Raw genomic sequence first — 24,133 nt, 5'->3', positions numbered from 1 at the left:
TTTTCATCGCTTACTTTTTATCGGGTAACGCATACGCGATAACGTAATCACCGCGATCCGGTGACTGGCGGGCGCCGCCAGCGTTAATGACGATGTACTGTTTACCGGTTTTCGGTGAAACATAGGTCATCGGCCCGGACTGGCTGCCGACCGGCAGACGGTCTTTCCAGATCTCTTTTCCGGTGGCGGTATCGAACGCGCGCAGGTAGAAATCCTGAGTGCCGGCAAAGAACAGCAGGCCAGACTGGGTGGAGAGTGACGCGCCAAGGGTTGGCATCCCGATAGGGATCGGCATATGCATGCGAATACCCAGCGGGCCGGTATCTTCCACGGTTCCTACCGGCACCTGCCACACCAGCTTGCCGGATTTCAAGTCAACCGCGGACATCGTGCCAAACGGCGGTTTCTGGCACGGAATACCCAGCGGTGACAGGAAACGCTCGCGCATGGCGCCGAACGGCGTGCCGTCCATGGGCACAATACCCATCTCAATCCCGCTGGCGTCTTTCGCCACGCTGGCACGCGGTACCATGTAGTTGGCCAGACCCAGGCGCATATCGTTGACGAACATCAGCCCGTTGTTCGGATCGACCGAGACGCTGCCCCAGTTCATCCCGCCCAGTGAGCCAGGGAACTGCAGGGAACGATCGAGACCCGGCGGGGTAAAGACTCCCTGATGGCGCATCTCTTTAAACTGGATGCGGCACAGCAGCAGGTCGACAGGCGTCGCGCCCCACATATCGGACTCGGTCAGGGTCTGGTTGCCAATCATCGGCATACCGACGGAATACGGCTGCGTCGGGGAGTAGCGTTCGCCCTGCACGTTACCCGCCGGGACCGGACGTTCTTCCACTTTCGCCACCGGTTTGCCGGTTTCGCGGTTGAGCATAAAGATCATGCCCTGTTTACTGGTCTGCACCAGTACCGGCGTGGTTCCGCCTTTACCGTCTGGCAGATCGTACAGCAGCGGTTGAGAAGGCAGATCGAAGTCCCACAGGTCGTGATGGGTGGTCTGGAAATGCCAGCGGACCTGGCCGGTGGTGGCATCAACGGCAACGATGGAGGAGCTGTATTTATCATCCAGCGCGGTGCGTTCTCCGGCCCAGAAATCTGGCGTGGCGTTACCGGTTGGCAGGTAAATCAGGTTCAGTTTTGCGTCATAGGACATTGCAGACCAGACGTTCGGTGTACCGCGCGTGTAGGTCTGGCCTTCCGGCGGCAGGCCGGTCAGGTTCGGATTACCCGGATCCCACGCCCAGGCCAGTTTACCGGTATGAACGTCATAGGCGCGTACCACGCCCGGCGGTTCGCCGGTGGAGAAGTTATCCGCCACGCGTCCGCCGACTACCACCACGTTTCCTGCCACCAGCGGCGTGGAGGTTTGCTGATAGTAGCCCGGTTTAATCTCACCCATACCCACGCTCAGATCCACGGTACCTTTGTCACCAAAGTCTTCGCAGGCTTTACCGTTATCGGCGTTGATGGCAATCAGGCGGGCATCGGTGGTGGGCAGGAACAGACGGCGCGGGCAGGCGGCGGGCTGCACATCTGTCTGTGACGTTGTCACTTTTTGTGAATCTTCAAAATAGCCCAGCCCACGGCAGCGCTGCCAGTTCGGGGCCGTGGCTTTGGCGTCGTAACGCCACTTCTCTTTCCCGGAATCTACATCCAGCGCCAGCACTTTGCTGTACGGCGTACAGACGTAGAGCGTGTCGCCAATCTGCAGCGGCGTGTTCTGGTCTTCCGCACCGGAGCCGTTGCTCTGGGGGATATCCCCGGTATGGGCAACCCACGCGACTTTCAGCTCGTTAACGTTCTGCTTGTTAATCTGGTCAAGGGCCGCAAAACGATCCCCGTGGGTGGTGTTACCCCAGTGTTCCCAGTTCTTCTGCTGTTCGCCAGCCGCGACCGGTTTCACCGGCACCGGCTCATTCGCCGCCACCAGCCTTTGAGGTTTGAACATCCAGCCCAGGCTGACCAGCATTGCTACGGCGAGCAGCGCCGCCACGCTAAAAGCCGGGCCTTTTTTCACCGGCGTCGCACGGTTTGCCGCACGCAGGAACGGCCAGACGAGGGCACACAGGAATGCCAGAACCGCAAAGGTGAAGAGGCGTGAGAAGAGCGGCCAGAAATCCCAGCCGGCATCGCTTACCGCCCAGAACAGCGACGCGATAAACGCGATGCCATACAACACAATCCCGCTGCTGCGGTTGATGAAAATCAGGATCGCGGCAATCACCATTACCACGCCCATGATCAGGAAGTATCCACTTCCGCCTACGGTGACGAGTTTAAAACCCAACCCGCCAACGGCCAGACCGACGATCGCCATCAGTCCGGCAAGGAGCCACTGCAGGATACGGGGTATCCCACGTGGCGCGCTGCCAAATGCCATCTCTTTCTCCTTAAGATCCCCCGCTGCTCAGCACGACAACGTGCCGGAAGTGTACCAGGTGGGTAATAAATGCAGTGGGAATAATGATTAATACGCTTGAATTCGGGGTTGATAAAACATTTACGAACCGTTTGGTGAATTCGTCGCTATGATAAAACTGTTAAATTGTTTTGCGCAATTGTTAATAAATGATTTCGCATTAAATGATTAGAACGCAGGAATGACCCTCGCCCCGGGGGGAGAGGGTCAGGGCAAGGGGAAAGGAATCAGGCAGGCATCGATTTACGTATCGCGCTCAGCAGCGTCTGTGCACCTGAGGAGAGCGGCGTATCAACGCGGGTTAGAATGCCAATCGGTTCGCCGGCGCCGGGCGAGGTCACCGGCAGTGCGGTGAGCGTGCCCTGGCGTAAATCATCTTTGACCGCGCCGGAGGGGACGAACCAGACGTAGTCATAATCCACGGTAAGCTGGCGTGACAGGGAAGCGGACAGGGTTTCAATACAGCCTGTCGGCAGCGTACAGCCCTGCATCTGCAGTAACGTTTCGGCATTTTGCCGTGGAACCGTACCTTTTGGTGACACGACCACCGGCCACTCCATCACCCGGCTTAGGGTTACCGTATCCTGCAACAGAGGATGGTTGGGGCGTACCACCAGCTTCAGGGATTCCAGGAACAGCAGTTCATAATTCAGACCCACCATCAGTTCAGGATCTGACATCCGTCCGATACCCAGATCCAGCTCGCCGGATTTCAGCCCCGCAAGCAGCATGGTGTTATTCATGGTGGCGACCTGCAGGGTCGTATGTTTTTGCTGTTTGTGAAACTGACCGATCACCGGCGGCAGAATGCCCAGCGCCGCCGTGGGCAGGGCACCCACACGGACAATCTCGTGCGTCTGCTCTTCTTTACGGTTCAGCGCCTGTCCGGCGGTATTGAGCGCATCAAGCACTTTGACTGCATGGGGCAGAAACTGCTCGCCGACCAGGGTCAGTTGTGCGCCCAGACGGCCGCGATCGAACAGACGGGCACCGGTCAGTTGTTCCAGCTCGTTAAGCGTTTTTGAGAGAGCAGGCTGGCTTAGGTTAAGGGTTTCAGCCGCACGCCCCAGCGTTCCCTGTTGAGCGACGGCCACAAATGTATGCAAATGGCGCAAGCGTATGCGCTGACTGAACAGACCATTTTTTTCCATAGGCGATGTTAAAAACAGAGCGATGCGGGTGACAAGCTAAGTTGTTTAATTTTGATAACTTGATAGCAAAATATTTTTAACATTTGATCTGTTTGAGTTACAACATGTTTTTGGCGGGGGGCTGAACGTCCTTGTTCATTTATTGCACATTCGGGCAGGGAAACGTTAAATCACGCCATCACCGCCGTCGGAACACCATACCTGGCCGGTCGTAAAGGAACACTCATCTGACGCCAGCGTGACGTATAAAGGTGCAATCTCCACCGGCTGGCCCGGACGGCCCAGCGGTGTGTCACCCCCAAACTGCTTCACTTTTTCCATCGGCTGGCCGCCGCTGGATTGCAGCACGGTCCAGTAAGGCCCGGGAGCCACGGCATTAACGCGAATGCCCTTCGGCCCCAGTTGTTTGGCAAGGGATTTGGTAAACACCGCCAGACAGGCTTTGGTCTGGGCATAGTCGAGCAGGACAGGGCTGGGTTTTACCGCCTGTACCGAGGAGGTGTTAATAATTGCCGCAGGGGCTTTCAGATGGCGAAGCGCCGCTTTGGTGATCCAGAACGGGGCATAAACGTTGGTTTTAAACGTGGCATCGAAATCTTCGGTAGTGAGTTCTTCCAGCGATTCCCGATACTGCTGGCGACCGGCATTGTTCACCAGAATGTCCAGCCCGCCAAGTTTAGCCACCGCTTCTTCCACCAGATTCTGGCAGAAGGTTTCATCCCGGACATCCCCCGGCAGCGCGACGGCGTTGCGCCCTTCGGCCTTGATCAGGTCGATAACCTCTGCGGCGTCTTTCTCTTCTTCAGGCAGATAGTTAATGGCGACATCGGCGCCTTCACGGGCGTAGGCAATGGCCACCGCACGGCCGATACCGGAGTCACCGCCGGTAATCAGCGCTTTTTTGCCCGCCAGACGGCCGTGGCCTTTATAGCTCGTTTCCCCGTGATCGGGAACAGGTTGCATCTCAGAAGCCAGTCCTGGTGGCGTCTGCGGCTGTTCCGGGAAAGGGGGTTGCGGATAAGCGTTCGTACGTTGTTGAGTATCACTCATAGCTGACTCCTTAAGCCAATAGGTGAGTTAGGATGAAAATACAGCGTTAACGCTTCGCTGAGTTATTTCTGCAGATGATCGACACGTACAACGGAAGGCGATGACTTTTTATCAAGCGAACCGTTAATGCTGATCATCTGGTCTGGTTTGACTGTTCTGCCGTCAAAAACTGCTTTTGGGATAATAACGTCGATTTTTCCGGATTTATCCTGAAATACATACTTATCGCCGCTACCGTCAATAAGGTTGCCGCGCAGTGAAATGGTCGCGCCATCATGCATTTGTTTCGCCTGGTCGATGGTCATAATACGGGCATCATCGGTGCCGCGATAACCGCTATCCAGCGCATGCGGAGGGGGCGGCGCTTCACCCTTTTGTAACCCGCCGTTATTATCAGCCCATGCGGTTGGCACCATAAATATTAAAAAAGCGGAAATAAGTGATAATTTCATCTGATATCCTTCATTTAAGGTGTCTTGACTTATTAAGTATTGTTGCTATTCCTTTATGTGGCAAATGTGATAAGTCTTAAAAACATTCGCCATACAAAACAGAACGTTTGATAAATAAGCGAAACGGTGATGGCTGCCATGAATGATAAAAATGAAAAGTTACCCGGGATAAATGAGAGTTATCGCTTGCTAAGGTTTGAATATGCATTTCGCCAGGTCGGATTTATTGTGTTACTGAGTATTATCATCGCAGCGATTGCCGGTCTGTTTTCAAGTGGGATAGTGAGTGACACGGAGAAAACCAATTCTGCAAAAAACCTGACCCTCAACTATGAGCGCTTTGCGCGTCGGCAAACGGAGTCGCGACTTCAGCTGACCTTTCCGGTCAACAACGAGGGCAAATACACTGTGAGCATGACCAGCGAGAGCAGCGACGCCTACGAGCCGGGCAGCGTCTGGCCGCAGCCAGACAGCATGTACAGCCGCGGGAACACGCTCTATTTTGTCTATAATCATCTTGATAAATCGCCACATTTTTCGGTCTGGCTGTTCATTACCCCGACCAGAGGCGGTAAATGGCACAACGTCATTCGTGTAAACAACCTGCCGGATATTCCTTTCTGGCAATTTATTTACCCTTAGGAGGCTGCCATGGATATGGTTTTTAGGGCGTTGGCGATTTACCTGTTTCTGGTGGTGGTCTTCAAAGTGGCCGGACGACGTGCGTTGCTGCAGATGACCAGCTTTGACCTTATTCTCCTGTTAATTATCAGCGAAGCAACCCAGCAGGCCCTGCTGGGGGAGGATTTTTCGGTCACGGGCGCAATGATAACCATCACCACGCTGGTGGTTGTGGATATTATTTTTGGACTGATGAAAAAGTATTTTTCGCCGGTGGAGAATATCCTGGATGGCACGCCGGTAATTCTGGTTGAGAACGGCGTGCCCTTAGCAGATAAACTCAAAAAGGTCGATGTTTCATGTGATGATATTCTGGTTTCAGCCCGGCAGAATAATGGTATTACAAAGTTAAGTGAAATTAAATATGCCATTCTGGAACGCAATGGCCATATTTCCATTATTCCTGAGAAAAAATGAGAGGCCTGATGATGAGCAATCTATACCACGACAACACCCTTACCGTGGCTGAACTGACCAAAAAACTGGCGAGCAGGTTAATCGATGCAGGGCTTCGCTTAACAACCGCAGAATCCTGCACCGGCGGGAAGCTTTCGGTGGCGCTCTGCGCGGAAGAGAACACTGCCGATTTTTATGATGTGGGGCTGGTCGTCTTCAGCGATAGCGCGAAGGAGAGGATCCTGGGCGTAAGCCCGGAAACCCTCGCGCGGTTTACCGCCGTCAGTGAACAGACCGTCACCGAGATGGCGGCCAGCATCCGCGACATAGCCCAGGCCGATGTCAGTATCGCCATCAGCGGCTATGCCGGGCCGGAAGGGGGAGATGACGGCACGGCGGCGGGGACCGTGTGCTTCGCCTGGAATATTGGCGGAAAGACGGAAACGAGCAGGGTGCTCTTTTCCGGCGACTGTCAGGACGTGGTGGAAAAAGCGGTGCATTACTCGCTGGCTGAATTAGTGACGAAATTATCGGGCTGAAATAACGCGGAGGTTTTATGGCAGTGATGGTCATTACTGGCGGGACGGCTGGCGTGGGGAAAGCCACGGCGCTGCACTTTGCAAAAGCGGGCTACGATGTGGGCATTATTGCGCGCGAGGAGACAAGCCTGCACTCGACCCAGGAAGAGCTACGCCGTTTTGGCGTCAATGCGTTGGCCGTGCAGGCGGATGTGGCCGACAGTCAGGCGGTGGTGGATGCCGCCAACGAAATTGAGTATCGCCTTGGGGCGATTGATGTGTGGGTCAATAATGCCATGGGGGCGGTGCTGGCGCCGTTTCGGACCATGACGCCGGATGAATTTCGCCGCGTCACAGAAGTCACCTACCTTGGCTACGTGAACGGTACCCGTGCCGCGCTGGAACTGATGGTGCCGCGCGATCGGGGCGTGATTATTCAGGTTGGCTCCGCGCTGGCCTACCGCTCCATTCCTCTGCAGTCCGCCTACTGCGGCGCCAAAGCCGCGATCCGGGGCTTTACCGATGCGGTGCGTACCGAGCTGATGCATGAGAACAGCCGGATTCAGCTCGCCATGGTCCAGATGCCGGGGCTGAATACGCCGCAGTTTGAATGGGCACGGAATAAGTTTGCCTGGGCGATGCGCCCAGTTCCGCCGGTGTTTGAGCCGGAAGTGGCCGCGAGTGCCATTTTCAGGGTGGCGCAAAAACCGGTGCGCGAGCTGTGGGTGGGCAGCAGTACCATCCAGTCGATTGTCGGCCAGTTCCTCTTCCCCGGCTTTCTTGACCGTCTGATGGTGAAAAAGGCCTGGGAAGGGCAGATGACCGACACCCTGAACGCAGAAGACCGGCGGGATTATCTCGACCAGCCGGTCAACGACCTGCACAAAATCCACGGCCATTTCTCTGCTGAGGCGAAAACGCGCGCCAACGCCGTCTCCTCTGGCGCGCCCGGGAAAGTGCTGCTGGGCTCCCTGGCCGTCGCAGGGATTGTGCTCACACGCCTGATGCGCGGCCGCAAAAAGTAGTCAGCGCAGCGCGCTACGGTTTGTCCAGAACCAGCGATAGCCGTAGCCGCCTATATCCAGCTCAACGGTTTTGCCGCAGACCAGCGCATCCTCGTAGCGTTTGTCTGCCAGACAGGCGGTCCATGTGGCGTGGCGGATCCCTCTGGCGGTGAAGGTCACCGGTTTATCGCTGAAATTAACAAAGGTAAGAATGCTGCGATCTTCAGCCTCGTAGTAAATTCCCAGCACTGCATCATTATCGATGGCGATAAGATGAAACGGCGCCACGGCAATCTCCGGGAATTCAGACCGCGTGTTGGCGATATCTATAATCCGGTGCAGCAGCGAGTTGCGGTGCAACAGCGAATCCGCCACGTTAATTTTCTGATAACGATAGGGCCCATGGTCAATGATGGGCGCGATAAAGCTCTGCGGGTCTGCATCAGAGAAGCCACCGCCCTGAGAGGGCGCCCACTGCATGGGCGTACGCACGGCGTAACGCTCTTCTAAATCCAGATCATCACCCATGCCGATTTCATCCCCGTAGCGCATAACGGGCACCCCGGGCAGGGAGAACAGAACGGCGTGGCAGAGCGCCAGCCGCTTCTGGTCGCCATTCAGCATCGGCGCCAGGCGACGGCGGATCCCACGCTGGTACACGTTCATCTCTTCATCCGGGGCGAACGTGTCGAGGACGAACTGTTTATCCTTTTTACCGATCCCCTCCAGATCCAGCTCGTCGTGGTTACGCAGCCAGTTGGCAAAGCAGCAGGAGTCCGGCGGGACGATCATTTTCTTCACCGCATTGCGCAGCGGGCGGGCGCTTTTCCTGGCCAGGCTCACGTAGAAATATTTATTAAGCCAGAAGTTAAGCACCAGATGCAGGCGGTCGTTATTGCCGAAATAATCCTTGTAGGCTTCCACCTCTACGTCAACTTCACCGAGCAGGATCGCCTGCGGGTTATGTTGGGTAATCAGGCGGCGCAAGTGCTCCAGGATCCACAGCCCCTTTTTCTCGTCACCGCTTCCGGCCTGGGTGGTGAGATGCGACGCGGCGTCCAGACGGAATCCCGATACGCCGAGCTTGAGCCAGAAGAAAATAATGTTCTCTATCTCTTTAATTACCGCAGGTGAGGTGAGGTTGAGATCAGGCTCGTGGCGATAAAACATATGCCGGTAGTATTGACCTGCCTCGTCATCCCATGTCCAGATGCTCTTTTCCACGCCGGGGAACATCGGAGGCGTATCGTCATCGTCATTATCTGACCACAGATAATAGTCGCGAAAGGGGGATTTCGGGTTGCGCCGGGCCTTCTGAAACCAGGGGTGGGCGTCCGACGTATGCTGGATCAACAGCTCGATAATGACCTGCATCCCCAGCTCACGTGCCTGCTCAATAAAAGCGATAATATCCGCCAGTTTGCCGAACCGGGGATCGACCTGCAGGTGGTCGCTGACGTCATACCCTTCGTCCAGAAAAGGGGTAAGGTAAAACGGAGTGATCCAGATTACTGTCGCCCCCATGCGGCGTATATAACGCAATTTGGCCGTTATTCCGGCGATGTCTCCGCAGCCATCGCCGTTTAAATCGTAAAACAGTGCCGTATCAATTTGATAAATAATGGCCCGTGTATGCCATCCTGCCATCCTGCACCTCAGTGGTAACCTTCTGTATCAGACACTTTTCCCCGAAAGACGTAGTAACTCCAGGCGGTGTACACCAGGATCACCGGAATAATCAGTAACGTCCCCACCAGCATAAAGAGCTGGCTGGCGGGCGGGGCCGCGGCATCCCACAGGCTAATGCGCGGCGGAATAATGTTCGGCCACAGGCTGATGCCCAGTCCGCTAAAACCGAGGAAGATAAGCCCAAGCGTCAACAGGAACGGACGCGCGTGGCTGGCCGGGTTGCGGGTCAAGCGCCAGATCCACAGGCTAAATACGCCTACCAGCAGAGGCACCGGCAGGAACCAGAAGAAGTTAGGCAGGGTAAACCAGCGCACGGCCACGTACTGCCAGCCGAGTGGCGTCCAGATGCTCACCACCGCGATGACGACAATCAGCGCCAGCAGCACGTGGCGGGTCAACTCGCGCATGCGGTTTTGCAGTGCACCTTCGCTTTTCATGATAAGCCACGTGGTGCCCAGCAGCGTGTAGGCCACCACCAGCCCGATACCGCAGAACAGGTTGAAGGGGGTCAGCCAGTCGAGGGCAGACCCCACGTAGCGTCGGCCTTCTACTTCAAAACCGTTGATCACCGCGCCGACCACCACGCCCTGGCTGAAGGTGGCGAGTAGCGAGCCTCCCGCAAAGGCGTAGTCCCAGAACTGGCGGTGAGAGGGCGTCGCTTTGAAGCGGAACTCAAAGGCGACACCGCGAAAGATAAGACCGATCAGCATGGCGGTAAGCGGAATGGTGAGCGCATCGATGATCACCGCATAGGCCAGCGGAAAGGCGCCAAACAGCCCTGCGCCGCCCAGCACCAGCCAGGTTTCGTTGCCGTCCCAGACGGGGGCCACGCTGTTCACCATCACGTCGCGCTCTTTAGCATCGCCCACGAAGTTAAACAGCAGACCGATCCCCAAATCAAAGCCATCCATGATGATGTACATCAGGGTGGCGAAGACGATGATGGCAAACCAGATAACCGAGATATCGACGCCCATCAGATTCTCTCCTCTTCCGGAACAGACTCAGCGGCAGACAGCGGACGGGCGGGAGTGCCCGAGGTGTTCGAGGTTAGCGTGTCCACCGGCTGTGGTCCTTTCTTAATCAGACGCACAAGGTAGACATAGCCCACGCCAAACACCGAGCAATAAACGACGATGAAGGCCAGCAGGCTGATGCTCATCTGCAGCGTGCTATGCAGAGAGACCGCGTCGATGGTGCGCAGATAACCGTAGACCACCCACGGCTGGCGACCCACTTCGGTGGTCACCCAGCCAGCGAGCAGCGCCAGCAGACCGGCTGGCCCCATACAGAGGGCAAACCAGTGGAACGGGCGCGAGTGATACAGCCGGTGGCGATAGCGTAGCCACAGGCTCAGGACGCCGAGGGCGATCATCAACAGCCCCATGCCAACCATGATGCGGAACGACCAGAAGACGATGGTGGAGTTCGGGCGATCTTCTTTCGGGAAATCTTTCAGCGCGGGGACCTGTTTATCCAGACTGTGGGTCAGGATCAGGCTGCCGAGAGCCGGGATCTCAAGCCCGTATTTGGTGCGCTCCTCTTCCATATCCGGCAGACCAAACAGCAGCAGCGGGGTGGCTTCCCCTGGCGGATTTTCCCAATGCCCCTCGATGGCGGCGATTTTGGCAGGCTGATGTTCAAGCGTGTTCAGGCCATGCATATCCCCGACTACGGCCTGAATGGGGGCGACCAGCAGGGCCATCCACATGGCCATCGAGAACATTTTGCGAATGGCGGGCGTGTCGTTGCCGCGCAGCAGGTGCCAGGCCCCCGACGCGCCCACAAACAGGGCGCTGCACAGGAACGCGGCAATGGACATATGGATCAGCCGGTACGGGAAAGAGGGGTTGAAGATGACGGCCAGCCAGTCTTCAGGGATCACCTGACCGTTCTCAATGGTGAAGCCCTGCGGGGTGTGCATCCAGCTGTTAGAGGCGAGGATCCAGAAGGTGGACATTAGCGTACCCAGCGCCACCATGCAGGTTGCGAAGAAGTGCAGTCCCGGTCCAACCTTGTTCCAGCCGAACAGCATTACGCCGAGAAAACCGGCCTCCAGGAAGAAAGCGGTTAATACCTCGTAGGTCAGCAATGGCCCGGTAATGCTGCCTGCAAACTGAGAGAACCCGCTCCAGTTGGTGCCGAACTGATAGGCCATGACCAGCCCGGACACAACGCCCATACCAAAGTTGACGGCAAATATTTTGAGCCAGAAATGGTACAGGGAGCGCCAGACGTCGTTTTTGGTACGCAGCCACATACCTTCGAGCACCACCAGATAGCTGGCAAGCCCGATGGTGATCGCCGGGAAGAGAATATGAAACGAGACGGTAAAAGCGAACTGAATTCTCGCCAGATGAAACGCGTCGAGTTCGAACATGGTCCGTACCTCTGGAACGATGGGGCACGAGAATTACCAGGCAGCGGGAGCTGCCTGGCAAAACCGGTTACGGTTTTTTCTTACCGGCGCCTAGCTCGGCACCTGTTAACGGGTCGGCGTTCGGATCGGATTTTGTGCGAGCAGACATCGCCTTGACGAGCGTAGCCTGTTCGGTCGAGAGCGTCACGCTTGCACTCCCGTCTCCACCGTCAACCGCAGGTTGGGGGGCCTCAACGTAGTCGAAATGCTTATCGCTGTTCCAGCTTCCGCGGACCTCGCCACCTTCAGACATATTGTAGTACTTGTTGGTGAATTCCTCGATTGGCGGCAATTTCCCCGGCGGGAAATTATTGCGAATAGACTGAAGCGCCTTCTCGAAGGAGAGCTGGTGCGCCGCCTCTCGCGTCATCAGAAACGCCAGTGCATCTTTCACCCCGGGATCGTCTGTCACGTTGATCAGACGCTCATAGATGATTTTTGCCCGCGCCTCTGCGGCCACGTTCGAGCGCAGATCTGCCGTGGGTTCACCAATGGTATCAACATAGGCCGCCGTCCAGGGCACACCCGCAGAGTTAGTGAGCGGGGTACCGCCGCCGTAGAGCAGGGAGGTGATATGGCTGTCGTTGCCGTTTTCGGTCATGGACCGGTACAGCTCGGCTTCGTTCTCTACCCCTTCCGCCAGCGCGCCTTTGGCCCCTTTATTCAGCATGCCGACCAGCGTCCCGATGATTTCGAGATGGCTCAACTCTTCGGTCGCGATATCCATCAGCATATCTTTACGGCCAGGATCGTCATCACTCAGGCCCTGGGTGAAGTAGCGGCAGGCGGCCGCCAGTTCACCCTGCGGCCCGCCAAATTGTTCCAGCAGAAGATTGGCGAGGCCGGGATTCGGTTCAGCAACGCGAACCGTGTATTGCAGCTGTTTGACGTGTCGAAACATACACTCTCCTGTGGTTTATTTTTTCGCTTCGACACCTGATGCATCAGAACGCAGCAGGAACTGTTCCGTCGTTTGCGGAATATGACGAATTAGCCAGTCGGCCATCTCGCGCTCTTCGGCGAGAATGGTTTCAATGGCGGGTACAGAGGCGGTGTCGCCCGCTTTTTTGGCCGCAGCCAGCAGGGAGGTGTAGCAGGCAATTTCGAACTGTTCGAAAACATAGCCGCTGATGGAGCCTTTAACAATCTCATCGGACGGGAACATGCCGCCGATGGACTGGCCGAGCGCAGCCATTTTGCTCATTGAGTCTTTTAAAACCGAACGAGAAATATCATTACGATCGAGGATTTCCTCCAGCAATGTGATTTGCCGTTTTGTCTCATTAAGGTGCTGCTCAATACGGGCGCGAACATCAGGATAATTTTCAATACGGCTGGCCATCGATTCCAGCATTGATTCGGCTTGCTTTTCCATTGCATGGGCATCGCGTAGCCAGTCATGGTAGTGTTCTACGTGATTCATATTTCGTTCCTCATTATAGGTTCGCTTATTTGGTCTCACTTTCAGCAGCCTGATCGGCACGTGCGGCACTGTAGCCAGATAAATGGCCGACAATATTGGCGTAAATACTGATGATAATGACCCATAGTACGCTATTCTTCCACCATATTACGGAAGGGATAGCAAGAATGAACCATATTATAGCTGCCGTTAAATGGCACCGTTTAATTGTCCTGGGACTGATGCTCATTATATTTAACCTGTGTTATAGCGTCATTTTTGCGCTTTTTGGTTAATATTTCCTACGGCCAGGTCGGTGAGTTTAAGATCGGTTTCTTTTTCTTCTTCCAGTGTTTCGGCAAGAAGTTTAACGGCTTTTTTATAGCCAAGTTGTTCTGCTAATGTGGCAAGGGTACCGTAACTGGCAATTTCGTAATGTTCCACTTTTTGCGCAGCGGCAATTAATGCTGCATCACGGACTTCATTTTTTTCTGTGCTTTCGATGACCTCATTGGCCTCTTCAATTAAGCCTTCCATTGCCACACATTTCATTCGCTTAAGCTTAATACCGTCTTCCTGTTCGATAATCTGATCGATACGCTCAATCTGACCCTGCGTCTCCTCAAGGTGGGCGGTGAAAGCCGCGCTGAGCTTTTCACTGGAGGCGGCACGGGCAAGTTTGCTCAGGGCTCGGGTGAGCTGTTTTTCCGCGCTGTAGGTATCGGACAGTAGATGAATAAAAACATCCTCGATACTTTTCATATTCATATATTTTGCTCCGGTTAAAACGTTAAGGGAACTGCGAGCCTTTCGGCCCGCAGCATGCTCTCTGGTATTACTGAGACAGCTTAATAAAATCAGGAGTTATCAGATTTACGGCCTCCGCCGTGACTATTCTGACCCCCTTTCTTACCTGCTTCAGATGCGCGTTGCGGATCGTTTTTGAAATTACCGCCGCTGTGCTGGCCGCCTTTACGTCCAGCTTCTGATGCTTTTTCACGGTCTTCAGCGAAATTACCGGAACCACCACGATGCTCTGCCATATTAAACCTCATAGTCATATATTGGTTATGTCAGTACGATACAGAAATATTCCGTATCACTCGTCGTTCGAGTAATAACTTTAGACGCTGTGCGGCATGCGTCAAATGCGTTTCGCCATTCACGGTTGCGTTATTTAAAAAATATTGGTGGGTTTACGCTTCGTTTGGCGAAAAAATATGGATGAGTGGGAAGGACTTGTAAAAAAATGCTCGGATTAATCCTAAGTTGCCGCTAAAAACCTGAAAGGTGAGGATAAAAATTGTAGCGCCACAATTTCGTTCAATTTTTAGCCGGGATGGCCTCCAAAATTACTCCTTTATAGCTAGAAAACAGAATAATCATTAATTATAAGGAAACTCCTGGACGACGGGCCGGGGGGAAAGGAAGGGGGCCTGGTACGGCCGCGACAGGTTCGGGCAGCACACGGTTTGACCACTGTCGTCGTAAGATCACAAATCGTAAATTCTTCCCCCCGGAAGGAACGGGTTTCTCTACACTCCAGGTAATATTCACTGGAGGCATGACACCATGGCGAACACCATCACGGCTGATGATATTCGGGAACATTTTTCGCAGGCTATGTCGGCGATGTACCAGCAGGAAGTTCCGCAGTACGGCACCTTGCTTGAGCTGGTCGCGGACGTAAACCTGGCGGTTCTGGAAAACAATCCACTCTTACATGAACAACTGGCGAATGCAGATGAGCTGGCGCGCCTGAATGTGGAGCGTCACGGGGCTATCCGCGTTGGCACCGCAAAAGAGCTTTCTACCTTACGTCGTATGTTTGCCATCATGGGCATGTACCCGGTCAGCTACTATGATCTCTCTCAGGCGGGCGTTCCGGTTCACTCGACGGCATTTCGCCCGGTGGATGATGCGGCGCTGTGCCGTAACCCGTTTCGTATCTTTACCTCACTGCTGCGCCTTGAGTTGATTGAGAACGTTGCCCTGCGCGAGCGGGCGGCGGAGATCCTCTCTCACCGCAACATCTTTACGCCGCGCTGCCTGGCGCTCATCGAACTGCATGAAAAAGAAGGGGCGTTCACCGAGGCGCAGGCGCGGGAGTTTGTTCAGGAAGCGTTAGAAACCTTCCGCTGGCACCGTCATGCGACGGTCGATCAGGAGACCTATCTGGCGCTGCATAATGAGCATCGCCTGATTGCGGATGTGGTCTGTTTCCCGGGATGCCACATCAACCACCTTACGCCACGCACGCTGGATATTGACCGGGTGCAGGAGCTGATGCCGAAGTACGGCATTGAACCCAAAATTCTGATTGAAGGGCCGCCGCGCCGCGAGGTGCCGGTGTTATTGCGTCAGACCAGCTTCAAGGCGCTGGAAGAGCCGGTGCTGTTTGCCGGGGAACATAAAGGCACCCATACCGCGCGCTTTGGTGAAATTGAGCAGCGCGGGGTGGCGTTGACGCCGAAAGGTCGCGAGCTTTATGACAGTTTGCTCGCCGAGTCCGGCACCGGTAAAGACAACCTGACCCATCAGCTTCATCTGCGTGAAGTGTTCAGCGCCTTCCCGGACAGCGAGCTGATGATGCGCCGACAGGAGCTGGCGTATTTCCGCTATCGCCTGACGCCAGCGGGTGAAGCGCATCGTCATGCGTTTCGTCCGGGCGACGATCCGCAGCCGTTAATTGAACGCGGGTGGGTGGTTGCCCAGCCGATCACCTATGAAGATTTCCTGCCGGTCAGCGCCGCAGGGATTTTCCAGTCCAATCTCGGGAATGAAACCCAGGCGCGCAGCCACGGTAACGCCAGCCGGGATGCCTTCGAAGCGGCGCTGGGCTGCCCGGTCTATGACGAGTTCGCACTGTACGAGGAGGCGGAAACCCGCAGCAAACAGCGTTGCGGTTTGCTCTGAAATCGTTACTCTTCAGGGGTGTGATGGAAAAAGAAGGTAGTTATGCAATATTCCTCCGCCCCTGTGGTTGAAACGCGCAACGGCGCACTGGCTGGTTTTATGGATAATACTGTTCAGGCATGGTACGGCATTCCCTACGCCGCACCGCCCATTGGCAACTGGCGCTGGCGCTCGCCGCGACCGCCCGAACGCTGGGATGGGGTTCGCCCGGCAACGGCGTTTTCCGCCTCAAGCTGGCAAAGCAGCGAATATTGTCAGGAGCTGGGTGGCGGGGATCCCGGACAGTTTTCAGAGGATTGTCTTTACCTTAACGTGTGGTCGCCCGTTGACCGCGTTGAGCCGCTGCCGGTGATGGTCTGGCTGCACGGTGGTGGGTTCACGCTCGGCGCGGGTGGGTTACCGCCCTATAACGGCAGGGCGCTGGCGGAACGCGGCGTGGTGGTGGTCACCCTCAATTACCGTCTTGGTCATCTCGGCTTTTTCGCCCATCCTGCGCTGGAGGGGGAAGAAGATCGCGTGGTGCACAATTTTGCCCTGCTGGATCAGATCGCCGCCCTCGAGTGGGTGCGGGACAATATCGCCGCCTTTGGCGGCAATCCCGAAAACGTCACGCTGTTTGGTGAATCAGCTGGCGCACGCAGCGTGTTGTCGCTGCTGGCCTCGCCGCTGGCGAAAGGGTTATTTCATAAAGCGATTGTGCAAAGTGGCTATACCTTGCCGGATACCCCGCGCGAGCAGGCCCTGCGAAAAGGGGAAGCGCTGGCCGCGCATTTTGGGCTGGAGAACGCGACAGCGGAGCAGCTGCGCGCTATTCCACCTGAGTCGTTCTGGCCGTTGACGGCACCGCTGAATATCGCCCCGGTGCCTGTCGCCGGAGATTGTGTGCTGCCGGAGCCGATGCTGGACGTCTTCTTTGCCGCCCGTCAGCAGCCTGTCCCCATCATGATTGGCTCCAACAGCGACGAGGCGAGCGTAATGGCGGTGTTTGGCATCGATCTCGCCGGACAAATTCAGAAGCTCCGCCGGGAGCGGCGCTTTGGTCTGGGGCTGATCAAGCTGCTCTATCCAGGCGTGAAAGGCGATGAAGAGCTGGGAAGGCAGGTGTGCCGGGATATGGCGTTCACCACAATGGGCTATGTGGTGATGCAGGCCCAGCAGCGCGTCGGCGCGCCGTGCTGGCGCTACTGGTTTGACTATGTGGCCGAAGCGGAGCACGCCACCTATATCAACGGTGCCTGGCACGGCAACGAGGTGCCGTATGTGTTTGATACGCTCGGAGAAGTGGAACCTTCACGGCAGTATGTGAACGCGCGTGATTTACAGTTCGCCGCCCACGTGGCCGACTACTGGGTGAGTTTTGCCCGCGATGCCGGGCATCGTGACAGCCTGCCTGGGCCGACGCACTGGCCAGCCTGCCGTAAAGGGCGTGACGTCCTGTTACGCATTGGTGTGAATAAGCATGCAGGTTTTAAGCTTGAATACCGCTTTATGCGCGCCCGCATGAGCCTCTTTAAACGGGTGATGAAGCACCACGTTAACCTCGATTAAGCAAACAGGCACGAAACGCGGCCAGGCCGTTTTCCGTGCCTGGCGCTTCGCGCAGCACCAGCCGGTAGCTCGCACCGGTTTTGATGCTGGTCGCAAAAGGCCGCACCAGCCTTCCTGCGCGGATGTCCTCTTCCACCAGCGTTTCATCAGCGATGGCGACGCCCAGCCCCTGAATAGCCGCCGTAATGGCGAGATCCATCGTGTCGAAGTGTTGATTTTTGTGCATAACAACGCCCGGCTCATCCTGTTTCGCCAGCCACAGTGACCAGTCGGTTTTATCCCGTGTCGGGTGAAGAAAGGTCAATGATCCCAGTCCGGCTCCCGCCCGCAACGGGCTGAGCACCGGAGTTAACGCCTCTTCGAACAGCAGATCGCCCGCGCTCATGTGCGTGCCAAACACGATGGCGGCATCGTAGGATTCGGTTTTAAAGTTGACGTTATGATCGGTGGTGGTGGTCAACGCGATTTGCAGATCGGGCTGCTCGCGCTCCACCTCCAGCAGGCGCGGCACCAGCCAGCGCATGGCGCAGGTGGGCGCTTTCAGCCGGATCACCGTATGCTGGGTGCGGGCCCGATCGGCCACGTTCAGCATCTGTTCGAAAGCGGATTGTAGCTCCGGCAGCAGGGCGCTACCCTGGGAAGAGAGGCGTAATCCGCGCGCGTGGCGCTCAAACAGCGGAAAGCCAAACCACGCTTCCAGAGCGGCGATTTTACGGCTCACGGCCCCCTGAGTCAGACAAAGCTCTCTGGCGGCATGGGTGAGATTCAGGTGACGCGCGGTCACCAGGAATGCGTCGATGGCATTGAGCGGGAGCGAACGGCGCGACATAAAAACACCTCAGCTATGCATTTTTCTCATGGCTATTATGACAACAATTCGATTGTCCCGGCAACGGCGTTGTTGTTTGAATAGTTATGCAATCCCCATGAGAAGGATAAATGATGACCCTGAAGACCGCGGTACAAACCCGTTCCAAATTACCGGATGTGGGTACCACCATTTTTACCGTAATCGGCCAGCTTTCTGCTCAGCACAACGCCATCAATCTTTCTCAGGGCGCACCGAATTTTTCCTGCGACCCGAAACTGATTGCGGGCGTAACCCGCGCCATGGAGGCAGGGCATAACCAGTATGCCGCGATGACCGGCCTGCAGCCTTTAAAAGAGCGTATCGCGGAGAAAATTGCCACCCTTTACGGTACCACGTATGACCCGGGGCGCGAGGTGCTGGTTACCGCCAGTGCCAGCCAGGGGCTCTATTCCGCCATCAGCGGGCTGGTGCATCCGGGCGATGAGGTGATCTACTTCGAACCGTCATTTGATAGCTACGCGCCGATTGTTCGCCTGCAGGGCGCCACCCCGGTCGCCATCAAACTCACGGTGCCGGATTTTGCCGTGAACTGGGATGAGGTCCGCGCGGCCATCACCCCCAAAACGCGTATGATCATCATCAACACGCCACATAATCCAAGCGGGCAGGTGTTCTCCGCGAATGACCTGCAGCAGCTGGTGGCCGTGACGCGCAATACCGATATCATTATTTTGTCTGACGAAGTGTACGAGCACGTCGTTTTTGACGGTGAACCGCACCACGGTATGGCTACACATCCGCAGCTGTCGGAGCGTAGCGTCATTATCTCTTCCTTCGGAAAAACCTATCACGTTACCGGATGGCGCGTGGGGTACTGTGTTGCGCCGGCGGCACTGATGGAAGAGATTTGTAAAGTGCATCAATTTTTGATGTTTTCTGCCGATACGCCAATGCAGCATGCGTTTGCCAAACATATGACCGATCCGCAAACCTGGCTGTCGCTGGCGACGTTTTATCAGCGCAAGCGCGATCTGCTGCAAACTCTGCTGGCTGAGTCGCCGTTTAAACTGCTGCCGAGCGCGGGATCGTTCTTCCTGCTGGCGGATTACAGCCCATTCAGCGACGAGCCCGACAGTGAGATGGTGAAACGGCTGATCGTTGAGTGCGGTGTCGCGACCATTCCACTATCCGCTTTCTATACGGATGGTACGGACAATAAATTGATTCGTCTCTCTTTTGCCAAAGATGAGGCGACGTTACGGGCAGGTGCCCAGGCCCTGTGTCGGGTTAAACCACGCTAAGGAGTTTGAGATGAAATTACGCGCATTAGTTGTCGGCATGGGACTGCTGTGTACGTTTTCGTCATTCGCGGCCACCGAACTGCGGTACGGACTGGAAGCGGAATACCCACCGTTTGAGAGCCGCAATGCCTCCGGCGAGCTGGAAGGGTTTGACGTTGAATTGGGGAATGCCATTTGCAAAGCCGCAGCGCTGAAATGCAGCTGGGTGGAAACATCCTTTGATGCGTTGATTCCGGGACTGGTGGCGAAGAAATTTGATGCCATCAACTCGGCGATGAACATCACCGAACAGCGGCGCAAAAGTATCGATTTTACCCAACCTATCTACCGCATCCCCTCGCAGTTAGTCGGCAAGGCCGGAACCGCAGTAGAGGCGACACCTGAAGGGCTGAAGGGCAAAACCATTGGCGTGTTGCAGGGTTCCATTCAGGAAACCTATGCCAAAGAGCACTGGGAAAAGCAGGGTGTCACGGTAGTGTCGTATAAAGATCAGAATATGGCGTGGGGCGATTTGCTGAATGGCCGCATCGACGCCTCGCTGGTGATGTCCGCGGCCGGGCAGGCAGGGTTCCTGAGCAAGCCGCAGGGGAAAGGGTTTGGCTTTATCGGCAAACCGGTGTCTGACGACACCATCCTCGGCAGCGGGATCGGCTTTGGGCTGCGCAAAGGGGATGAGGCCACCAAAAAGCAGCTTGATGCCGCGATTGATAAAGTTCGTGCCGACGGCACGATCGCAAAACTCGCTGATAAGTACTTCCCGGGTATCGATGTCAGCGTAAAATAACCACCTCATTTCGCCCCGGTTGTCGATGTCGCACCGGGGCATTTTTCTTCACACTTTCCAGGCTTTCTTTACACCACTTTCGGGCCGTTCTGGTCGACAGAAAATATTTCTCACTTTGCTCATATAATCACCGGCCAACAATTGGATTCTTAACCGTTTTTGTTTAGGCTGTGCGTTCTTTCTTGCCGTCATTTCGCCGAGCGCGAAACACATTCACACGACCATAAGGACGTTTTTCCAGGCATGAATCGCAGACGTTTTTTACAAGGTTCGCTGGCAATGGCAGCCCTGAGCGGCACTTCTGGCCTTGCTTCACTGTTCTCCAGAGCGGCCTATGCCGCTGACTCTGACATCGCCGATGGCCAGAGCCGTCGTTTTGACTTCTCCGTACTGCAATCCATGGCCCATGACCTGGCGAAAACCCCGTGGGGTGGCGCGCCGCGTCCGCTGCCGGAAACGCTGGCAACCATGACGCCGCAGGCCTATAACGCCATCCGGTACGATGAAAAACAGTCCCTGTGGAATAACATTGAAGGCCGTCAGCTTGACGTGCAGTTCTTCCACATGGGGATGGGCTTCCGCCGCCGCGTGCGGATGTTCTCCCTGGACCAGTCGACCTCCCAGGCGCGTGAGATCCACTTCCGCCCGGAGCTCTTCAGCTACGGGGATACCGGGGTAGATACCAAACAACTGGAAGGGCAGAGCGACCTCGGTTTTGCTGGTTTCCGCGCCTTCAAAGCACCTGAGCTGGCGCGTCGCGATATTGTCTCTTTCCTCGGCGCGAGCTATTTCCGTGCGGTGGATGACACTTACCAGTACGGCCTGTCGGCGCGTGGTCTGGCGGTGGACACCTTTACCGACACGCCGGAAGAGTTTCCTGATTTTACGGCCTTCTGGTTTGAAACCGTCAAACCGGGCGACACCACCTTTACCGTCTATACGCTGCTGGACAGCCCAAGCATTACCGGTGCCTATAAGTTCGTGATCCACTGCGAGAAGAGCCAGGTGATCATGGAAGTAGAAAACCATCTCTATGCGCGTAAAGACATCAAACAGCTTGGTATCGCGCCGATGACCAGTATGTTCAGTTGCGGCAATAACGAGCGCCGTATGTGCGACACCATTCATCCGCAGATCCATGACTCCGACCGTCTGGCCATGTGGCGCGGTAACGGCGAGTGGATCTGCCGTCCGCTGAACAACCCGCAGAAATTGCAGTTCAATGCCTTTATCGATAAAAACCCGAAAGGGTTTGGTTTGCTGCAGCTTGACCGGGATTTCTCCCACTATCAGGACGTGATGGGCTGGTATAACAAACGCCCAAGCCTGTGGGTGGAGCCGCGTAACGACTGGGGTAAAGGTGCGGTTGGCCTGATGGAGATCCCAACCACGGGTGAAACGCTGGATAACGTGGTTTGCTTCTGGCAGCCGGAAAAAGCGGTCAAAGCGGGCGATGAGCTGGACTTCAAATATCGCCTGTACTGGAGCGCCATGCCGCCGGTACGTTCCCCGCTGGCCAACGTCTTCGCGACGCGTACCGGTATGGGCGGCTTCCCGGAAGGCTGGGCGCCAGGTGAACACTACCCGAAAGTATGGGCCCGCCGCTTCGCCATCGACTTTGTCGGCGGCGATCTGAAAGCGGCCGCGCCGAAGGGGATTGAGCCGGTGATCACGCTCTCCAGCGGTGAAGCGAAGCAGGTGGAAATCCTCTACGTTGAGCCGTTTGACGGATACCGCATTCTGTTTGACTGGTACCCAACGTCCGATTCGACGGAGCCGGTGGATATGCGCCTGTTCCTGCGCTGTCAGGGCGATGCCATCAGTGAAACCTGGCTGTATCAGTATTTCCCGCCAGCTCCGGACAAACGTAATTACGTTGACGACCGGGTCATGCGTTAACGATCGATTCCCTCTCCCTTCGGGAGAGGGTTAGGGTGAGGGGCAATGACCGCAGCAAAATTCGAAATTATCCCGGTATCAGACGCTATCGAACTTCGCGCCGTCGAAGAGCGCTACACCGCCGATCTGCACTACCTCGTTGTCAAAAACCGCACCTTTCTGCAAACCGCGTTTGACTGGGCGCAGCACGTGGGAACGGAAGAAGACACCCGACGTAACGTGCAAAGCAACCAGATGCTACATCAGCGCGGCTACGCGAAAATGTTTCTTATTTTTCAGGCGGACGAACTGGTGGGCGTGCTGTCGTTCAATTCCATTGAGCCGGTTAATAAAACGGGCTACATCGGCTACTGGCTCGATGAAGCGCATCAGGGGAAGGGGATCCTCTCCTGCGCCTTGCAGGCATTTATGCGCTACTACGTTGAGCGGGGCGAGATCCGCCGTTTTGTGATCAAGTGCCGGGTGGCGAATCAGAACAGCAACAACGTTGCGCGTCGCAACGGCTTTACCCTGGAAGGGTGTCTTCGGGAAGCGGAATACCTCAATGGGCGTTATGACGATGTGAACCTTTACGGCAGAGTTTTCCCCCTATAGCGCGCCCAGCAGGGGCGTGCGGGTGATTCGACTCTCGCCGTTAACTACTTTTTCGCCGCGCAGATGAATGCTGTCGCCGTCGAAAGCCTCAATGACGGCATCGTCGGTGATTTCAACGTGGTGCTCAATCAGTACGTCGCCGCTTATCCGCGCCCGTCCCTGAATCACGACCTTATCATCAATCATGATCGGCCCCCCGCGTAGCCACGCCTGACCGCCAATCAGCACGTGGTGCTTAATCACGCAGTTGCCTTCCACCACCGCATTCTCAGCCACCTGAGAGCTGTAGCGCACGGTAGGAATGGCATCGTCGTCGAATCCGGCAATCAGGCGCGCGTTGCCGTACACTTTTGCGCAGTCGCATACCCAGACGTTATTGATATCGTTCCCTTCAAGAATGGCCTTGTCGAACACCTCGGCACGGTGCTCGATAAACGCATAATTGACGATGGCCTCGCCGTAGATTTGCGCCTGATGCACCACGCGCGACTGGCTGACGGTCGCGTTGTCGTAGATTTTAAGGATCTGCTCCTGGTCTGGGGTTAAGCCTTTGGCGGCGATAATCATGCTGTTATGCAGCACCCGGGCATCACCAAAAATATGGCATTCCCCCCGTACGGTGGAGTTCTGAATGGTGACGTTGTCACTTATTCGCGCCCCATGGCTCACGTTTGCCCCGTCCAGCCAGCTGTTGCCGCTAATATAGGCATGGTCGCTGACGACGCACGGCAGGGTCAGACGGGCATTACCGGAGACGGTTGCACCGGCGAAGACCACGCTGTTTTCGTCGTAGATCTAGCAGTTCCCCTCCTGAGACAAGGCGCGTTCATCTTCAATCCAGCCGCCTTTCGTCCCGGCGGCTACGTCATTAAAATCTGTCGTGGCGATAATCTGCTTTAACGTAGCCGAGTGGGGCGTTTCGCCGTTTTTCCAGTGCCAGAGCCGGGTTTCATCGCTGAGCCGATACTTTTTCATCGTGTTATCCCTGGTGAGCGTCTTCACTAAACGTAGCAAACTTTCAGCTTTGCGTTGTGCTGGCATCCGAGGCGGAAACACCTTAAAATGGCATTTCAAATGCATTTTA

23 protein-coding genes and 1 pseudogene are annotated in these 24,133 nt (G+C 55.9%); 10 read left to right on the top strand and 14 right to left on the bottom strand.

The annotated features are described in order from the left end of the window. Positions 1-10 precede the first annotated feature (10 nt). The 4 genes from HX884_RS02205 to HX884_RS02190 all read right to left on the bottom strand — a co-directional run bounded on the left by HX884_RS02205 (position 11) and on the right by HX884_RS02190 (position 5,087). The gene (locus HX884_RS02205) at positions 11-2,395 is read right to left on the bottom strand and encodes a glucose/quinate/shikimate family membrane-bound PQQ-dependent dehydrogenase (RefSeq protein WP_178327585.1); all 2,385 of its coding nucleotides are present in this window, start codon (positions 2,393-2,395) and stop codon (positions 11-13) included. A 266-nt stretch (positions 2,396-2,661) separates the two neighbouring features. Continuing rightward, positions 2,662-3,585: a LysR substrate-binding domain-containing protein gene (locus HX884_RS02200; RefSeq protein ID WP_178327584.1), complete on the bottom strand. Its 924-nt coding sequence runs from the start codon at positions 3,583-3,585 to the stop codon at positions 2,662-2,664. Positions 3,586-3,750: 165 nt separating this feature from the next. Next, entirely contained in the window at positions 3,751-4,635 is an 885-nt protein-coding gene (locus HX884_RS02195; RefSeq protein ID WP_013096673.1) for an SDR family oxidoreductase, read from the bottom strand. 62 nt (positions 4,636-4,697) lie between these two features. Beyond that, positions 4,698-5,087 carry a YdeI family stress tolerance OB fold protein gene (locus tag HX884_RS02190; RefSeq protein WP_013096672.1) on the bottom strand — a complete coding sequence of 130 codons (390 nt, stop codon included), beginning with the start codon at positions 5,085-5,087 and terminating at the stop codon, positions 4,698-4,700. 138 nt (positions 5,088-5,225) lie between these two features. Here HX884_RS02190 and HX884_RS02185 point away from each other — a divergent pair, with 138 nt between their 5' ends. Genes HX884_RS02185 through HX884_RS02170 form a run of 4 tightly spaced genes read left to right on the top strand, consistent with a single transcriptional unit; the run spans position 5,226 to position 7,707 of the window. Then, entirely contained in the window at positions 5,226-5,729 is a 504-nt protein-coding gene (locus HX884_RS02185; protein ID WP_178327591.1) for a hypothetical protein, read from the top strand. A gap of 9 nt (positions 5,730-5,738) precedes the next feature. Next, positions 5,739-6,185, top strand: coding sequence for a DUF421 domain-containing protein (locus HX884_RS02180; RefSeq protein ID WP_013096670.1), 447 nt, complete (start codon positions 5,739-5,741; stop codon positions 6,183-6,185). An 11-nt stretch (positions 6,186-6,196) separates the two neighbouring features. Next, positions 6,197-6,703, top strand: coding sequence for a 2-oxo-tetronate isomerase (locus tag HX884_RS02175; RefSeq protein ID WP_095439578.1), 507 nt, complete (start codon positions 6,197-6,199; stop codon positions 6,701-6,703). Between the two features lie 17 nt (positions 6,704-6,720). Further along, on the top strand, positions 6,721-7,707 hold the full coding sequence (locus HX884_RS02170; RefSeq protein ID WP_045293994.1) for an SDR family oxidoreductase: 987 nt from the start codon (positions 6,721-6,723) through the stop codon (positions 7,705-7,707). On the opposite strand, the gene HX884_RS02165 is transcribed toward HX884_RS02170, so the two are convergent. The 8 genes from HX884_RS02165 to HX884_RS02130 form a co-directional block, all read right to left on the bottom strand. Beyond that, positions 7,708-9,333 carry an alpha-amylase family protein gene (locus tag HX884_RS02165; RefSeq protein WP_178327583.1) on the bottom strand — a complete coding sequence of 542 codons (1,626 nt, stop codon included), beginning with the start codon at positions 9,331-9,333 and terminating at the stop codon, positions 7,708-7,710. It abuts the gene before it with no gap. An 8-nt stretch (positions 9,334-9,341) separates the two neighbouring features. Beyond that, complete coding sequence (cydB, locus tag HX884_RS02160; RefSeq protein ID WP_178327582.1) at positions 9,342-10,352, bottom strand: cytochrome d ubiquinol oxidase subunit II; 1,011 nt, start codon at positions 10,350-10,352, stop codon at positions 9,342-9,344. After that, positions 10,352-11,755 carry a cytochrome ubiquinol oxidase subunit I gene (locus tag HX884_RS02155; protein WP_013096665.1) on the bottom strand — a complete coding sequence of 468 codons (1,404 nt, stop codon included), beginning with the start codon at positions 11,753-11,755 and terminating at the stop codon, positions 10,352-10,354. The genes cydB and HX884_RS02155 overlap by 1 nt, the downstream gene beginning before the upstream one ends. Before the next feature lie 67 nt (positions 11,756-11,822). Further along, entirely contained in the window at positions 11,823-12,695 is an 873-nt protein-coding gene (locus tag HX884_RS02150; protein ID WP_020688584.1) for a manganese catalase family protein, read from the bottom strand. 15 nt (positions 12,696-12,710) lie between these two features. Then, the gene (locus tag HX884_RS02145) at positions 12,711-13,217 is read right to left on the bottom strand and encodes a ferritin-like domain-containing protein (protein WP_013096663.1); all 507 of its coding nucleotides are present in this window, start codon (positions 13,215-13,217) and stop codon (positions 12,711-12,713) included. Between the two features lie 25 nt (positions 13,218-13,242). Then, positions 13,243-13,446: a hypothetical protein gene (locus HX884_RS02140; protein ID WP_013096662.1), complete on the bottom strand. Its 204-nt coding sequence runs from the start codon at positions 13,444-13,446 to the stop codon at positions 13,243-13,245. A 23-nt stretch (positions 13,447-13,469) separates the two neighbouring features. Beyond that, positions 13,470-13,964, bottom strand: a complete 495-nt coding sequence (locus HX884_RS02135; protein WP_014831873.1) for a ferritin-like domain-containing protein — start codon at positions 13,962-13,964, stop codon at positions 13,470-13,472. A gap of 89 nt (positions 13,965-14,053) precedes the next feature. Next, positions 14,054-14,239 carry a general stress protein gene (locus HX884_RS02130; RefSeq protein WP_004150795.1) on the bottom strand — a complete coding sequence of 62 codons (186 nt, stop codon included), beginning with the start codon at positions 14,237-14,239 and terminating at the stop codon, positions 14,054-14,056. A 529-nt stretch (positions 14,240-14,768) separates the two neighbouring features. On the opposite strand from HX884_RS02130, the gene HX884_RS02125 reads away from it, so the two are divergent. Together HX884_RS02125 and HX884_RS02120 are read left to right on the top strand one after the other, a co-directional pair. Then, positions 14,769-16,112: a VOC family protein gene (locus HX884_RS02125; RefSeq protein WP_020688588.1), complete on the top strand. Its 1,344-nt coding sequence runs from the start codon at positions 14,769-14,771 to the stop codon at positions 16,110-16,112. A 42-nt stretch (positions 16,113-16,154) separates the two neighbouring features. After that, entirely contained in the window at positions 16,155-17,660 is a 1,506-nt protein-coding gene (locus HX884_RS02120; protein WP_178327581.1) for a carboxylesterase/lipase family protein, read from the top strand. Here HX884_RS02120 and HX884_RS02115 read toward each other — a convergent pair. Next, positions 17,647-18,489, bottom strand: a complete 843-nt coding sequence (locus HX884_RS02115; RefSeq protein WP_045902939.1) for a LysR family transcriptional regulator — start codon at positions 18,487-18,489, stop codon at positions 17,647-17,649. The genes HX884_RS02120 and HX884_RS02115 overlap by 14 nt on opposite strands. A gap of 113 nt (positions 18,490-18,602) precedes the next feature. Here HX884_RS02115 and HX884_RS02110 point away from each other — a divergent pair, with 113 nt between their 5' ends. From HX884_RS02110 to rimL, 4 genes are all read left to right on the top strand, one after another. Further along, a complete protein-coding gene (locus tag HX884_RS02110; protein WP_178327590.1) occupies positions 18,603-19,772 on the top strand; it encodes a pyridoxal phosphate-dependent aminotransferase in 1,170 nt (389 codons plus the stop codon). Between the two features lie 10 nt (positions 19,773-19,782). Beyond that, on the top strand, positions 19,783-20,556 hold the full coding sequence (locus HX884_RS02105; protein WP_023330389.1) for a transporter substrate-binding domain-containing protein: 774 nt from the start codon (positions 19,783-19,785) through the stop codon (positions 20,554-20,556). A 243-nt stretch (positions 20,557-20,799) separates the two neighbouring features. Beyond that, positions 20,800-22,455 (top strand): glucan biosynthesis protein D, encoded by a 1,656-nt coding sequence (locus HX884_RS02100; RefSeq protein ID WP_058651346.1) that lies wholly within the window; start codon positions 20,800-20,802, stop codon positions 22,453-22,455. Between the two features lie 45 nt (positions 22,456-22,500). Further along, the gene (gene rimL / locus HX884_RS02095) at positions 22,501-23,049 is read left to right on the top strand and encodes a 50S ribosomal protein L7/L12-serine acetyltransferase (protein ID WP_047024790.1); all 549 of its coding nucleotides are present in this window, start codon (positions 22,501-22,503) and stop codon (positions 23,047-23,049) included. Here the strand turns inward: rimL and ydcK are convergent. Then, a pseudogene (ydcK, locus tag HX884_RS02090) lies at positions 23,044-24,024 on the bottom strand (YdcK family protein). The gene rimL and the pseudogene ydcK sit on opposite strands and share 6 nt — an antisense overlap. Positions 24,025-24,133 lie beyond the last annotated feature (109 nt).

This window comes from Enterobacter sp. SECR19-1250, assembly GCF_013391025.1.
In the GTDB taxonomy this organism is placed as follows: domain Bacteria; phylum Pseudomonadota; class Gammaproteobacteria; order Enterobacterales; family Enterobacteriaceae; genus Enterobacter; species Enterobacter cloacae.
Note: the sequence above shows the minus strand (reverse complement) of the source record. Positions and strands in the feature narration are given on the sequence as shown.

Bases quoted from the DNA above. Each gene is read 5' to 3' on its own strand.
- HX884_RS02205 (WP_178327585.1), bottom strand. From the start codon at position 2,395: ATGGCATTTGGCAGCGCGCCACGTGGGATACCCCGTATCCTGCAGTGG.
- HX884_RS02200 (WP_178327584.1), bottom strand. From the start codon at position 3,585: ATGGAAAAAAATGGTCTGTTCAGTCAGCGCATACGCTTGCGCCATTTG.
- HX884_RS02195 (WP_013096673.1), bottom strand. From the start codon at position 4,635: ATGAGTGATACTCAACAACGTACGAACGCTTATCCGCAACCCCCTTTC.
- HX884_RS02190 (WP_013096672.1), bottom strand. From the start codon at position 5,087: ATGAAATTATCACTTATTTCCGCTTTTTTAATATTTATGGTGCCAACC.
- HX884_RS02185 (WP_178327591.1), top strand. From the start codon at position 5,226: ATGAATGATAAAAATGAAAAGTTACCCGGGATAAATGAGAGTTATCGC.
- HX884_RS02180 (WP_013096670.1), top strand. From the start codon at position 5,739: ATGGATATGGTTTTTAGGGCGTTGGCGATTTACCTGTTTCTGGTGGTG.
- HX884_RS02175 (WP_095439578.1), top strand. From the start codon at position 6,197: ATGAGCAATCTATACCACGACAACACCCTTACCGTGGCTGAACTGACC.
- HX884_RS02170 (WP_045293994.1), top strand. From the start codon at position 6,721: ATGGCAGTGATGGTCATTACTGGCGGGACGGCTGGCGTGGGGAAAGCC.
- HX884_RS02165 (WP_178327583.1), bottom strand. From the start codon at position 9,333: ATGGCAGGATGGCATACACGGGCCATTATTTATCAAATTGATACGGCA.
- cydB (WP_178327582.1), bottom strand. From the start codon at position 10,352: ATGGGCGTCGATATCTCGGTTATCTGGTTTGCCATCATCGTCTTCGCC.
- HX884_RS02155 (WP_013096665.1), bottom strand. From the start codon at position 11,755: ATGTTCGAACTCGACGCGTTTCATCTGGCGAGAATTCAGTTCGCTTTT.
- HX884_RS02150 (WP_020688584.1), bottom strand. From the start codon at position 12,695: ATGTTTCGACACGTCAAACAGCTGCAATACACGGTTCGCGTTGCTGAA.
- HX884_RS02145 (WP_013096663.1), bottom strand. From the start codon at position 13,217: ATGAATCACGTAGAACACTACCATGACTGGCTACGCGATGCCCATGCA.
- HX884_RS02140 (WP_013096662.1), bottom strand. From the start codon at position 13,446: ATGAGCATCAGTCCCAGGACAATTAAACGGTGCCATTTAACGGCAGCT.
- HX884_RS02135 (WP_014831873.1), bottom strand. From the start codon at position 13,964: ATGAATATGAAAAGTATCGAGGATGTTTTTATTCATCTACTGTCCGAT.
- HX884_RS02130 (WP_004150795.1), bottom strand. From the start codon at position 14,239: ATGGCAGAGCATCGTGGTGGTTCCGGTAATTTCGCTGAAGACCGTGAA.
- HX884_RS02125 (WP_020688588.1), top strand. From the start codon at position 14,769: ATGGCGAACACCATCACGGCTGATGATATTCGGGAACATTTTTCGCAG.
- HX884_RS02120 (WP_178327581.1), top strand. From the start codon at position 16,155: ATGCAATATTCCTCCGCCCCTGTGGTTGAAACGCGCAACGGCGCACTG.
- HX884_RS02115 (WP_045902939.1), bottom strand. From the start codon at position 18,489: ATGTCGCGCCGTTCGCTCCCGCTCAATGCCATCGACGCATTCCTGGTG.
- HX884_RS02110 (WP_178327590.1), top strand. From the start codon at position 18,603: ATGACCCTGAAGACCGCGGTACAAACCCGTTCCAAATTACCGGATGTG.
- HX884_RS02105 (WP_023330389.1), top strand. From the start codon at position 19,783: ATGAAATTACGCGCATTAGTTGTCGGCATGGGACTGCTGTGTACGTTT.
- HX884_RS02100 (WP_058651346.1), top strand. From the start codon at position 20,800: ATGAATCGCAGACGTTTTTTACAAGGTTCGCTGGCAATGGCAGCCCTG.
- rimL (WP_047024790.1), top strand. From the start codon at position 22,501: ATGACCGCAGCAAAATTCGAAATTATCCCGGTATCAGACGCTATCGAA.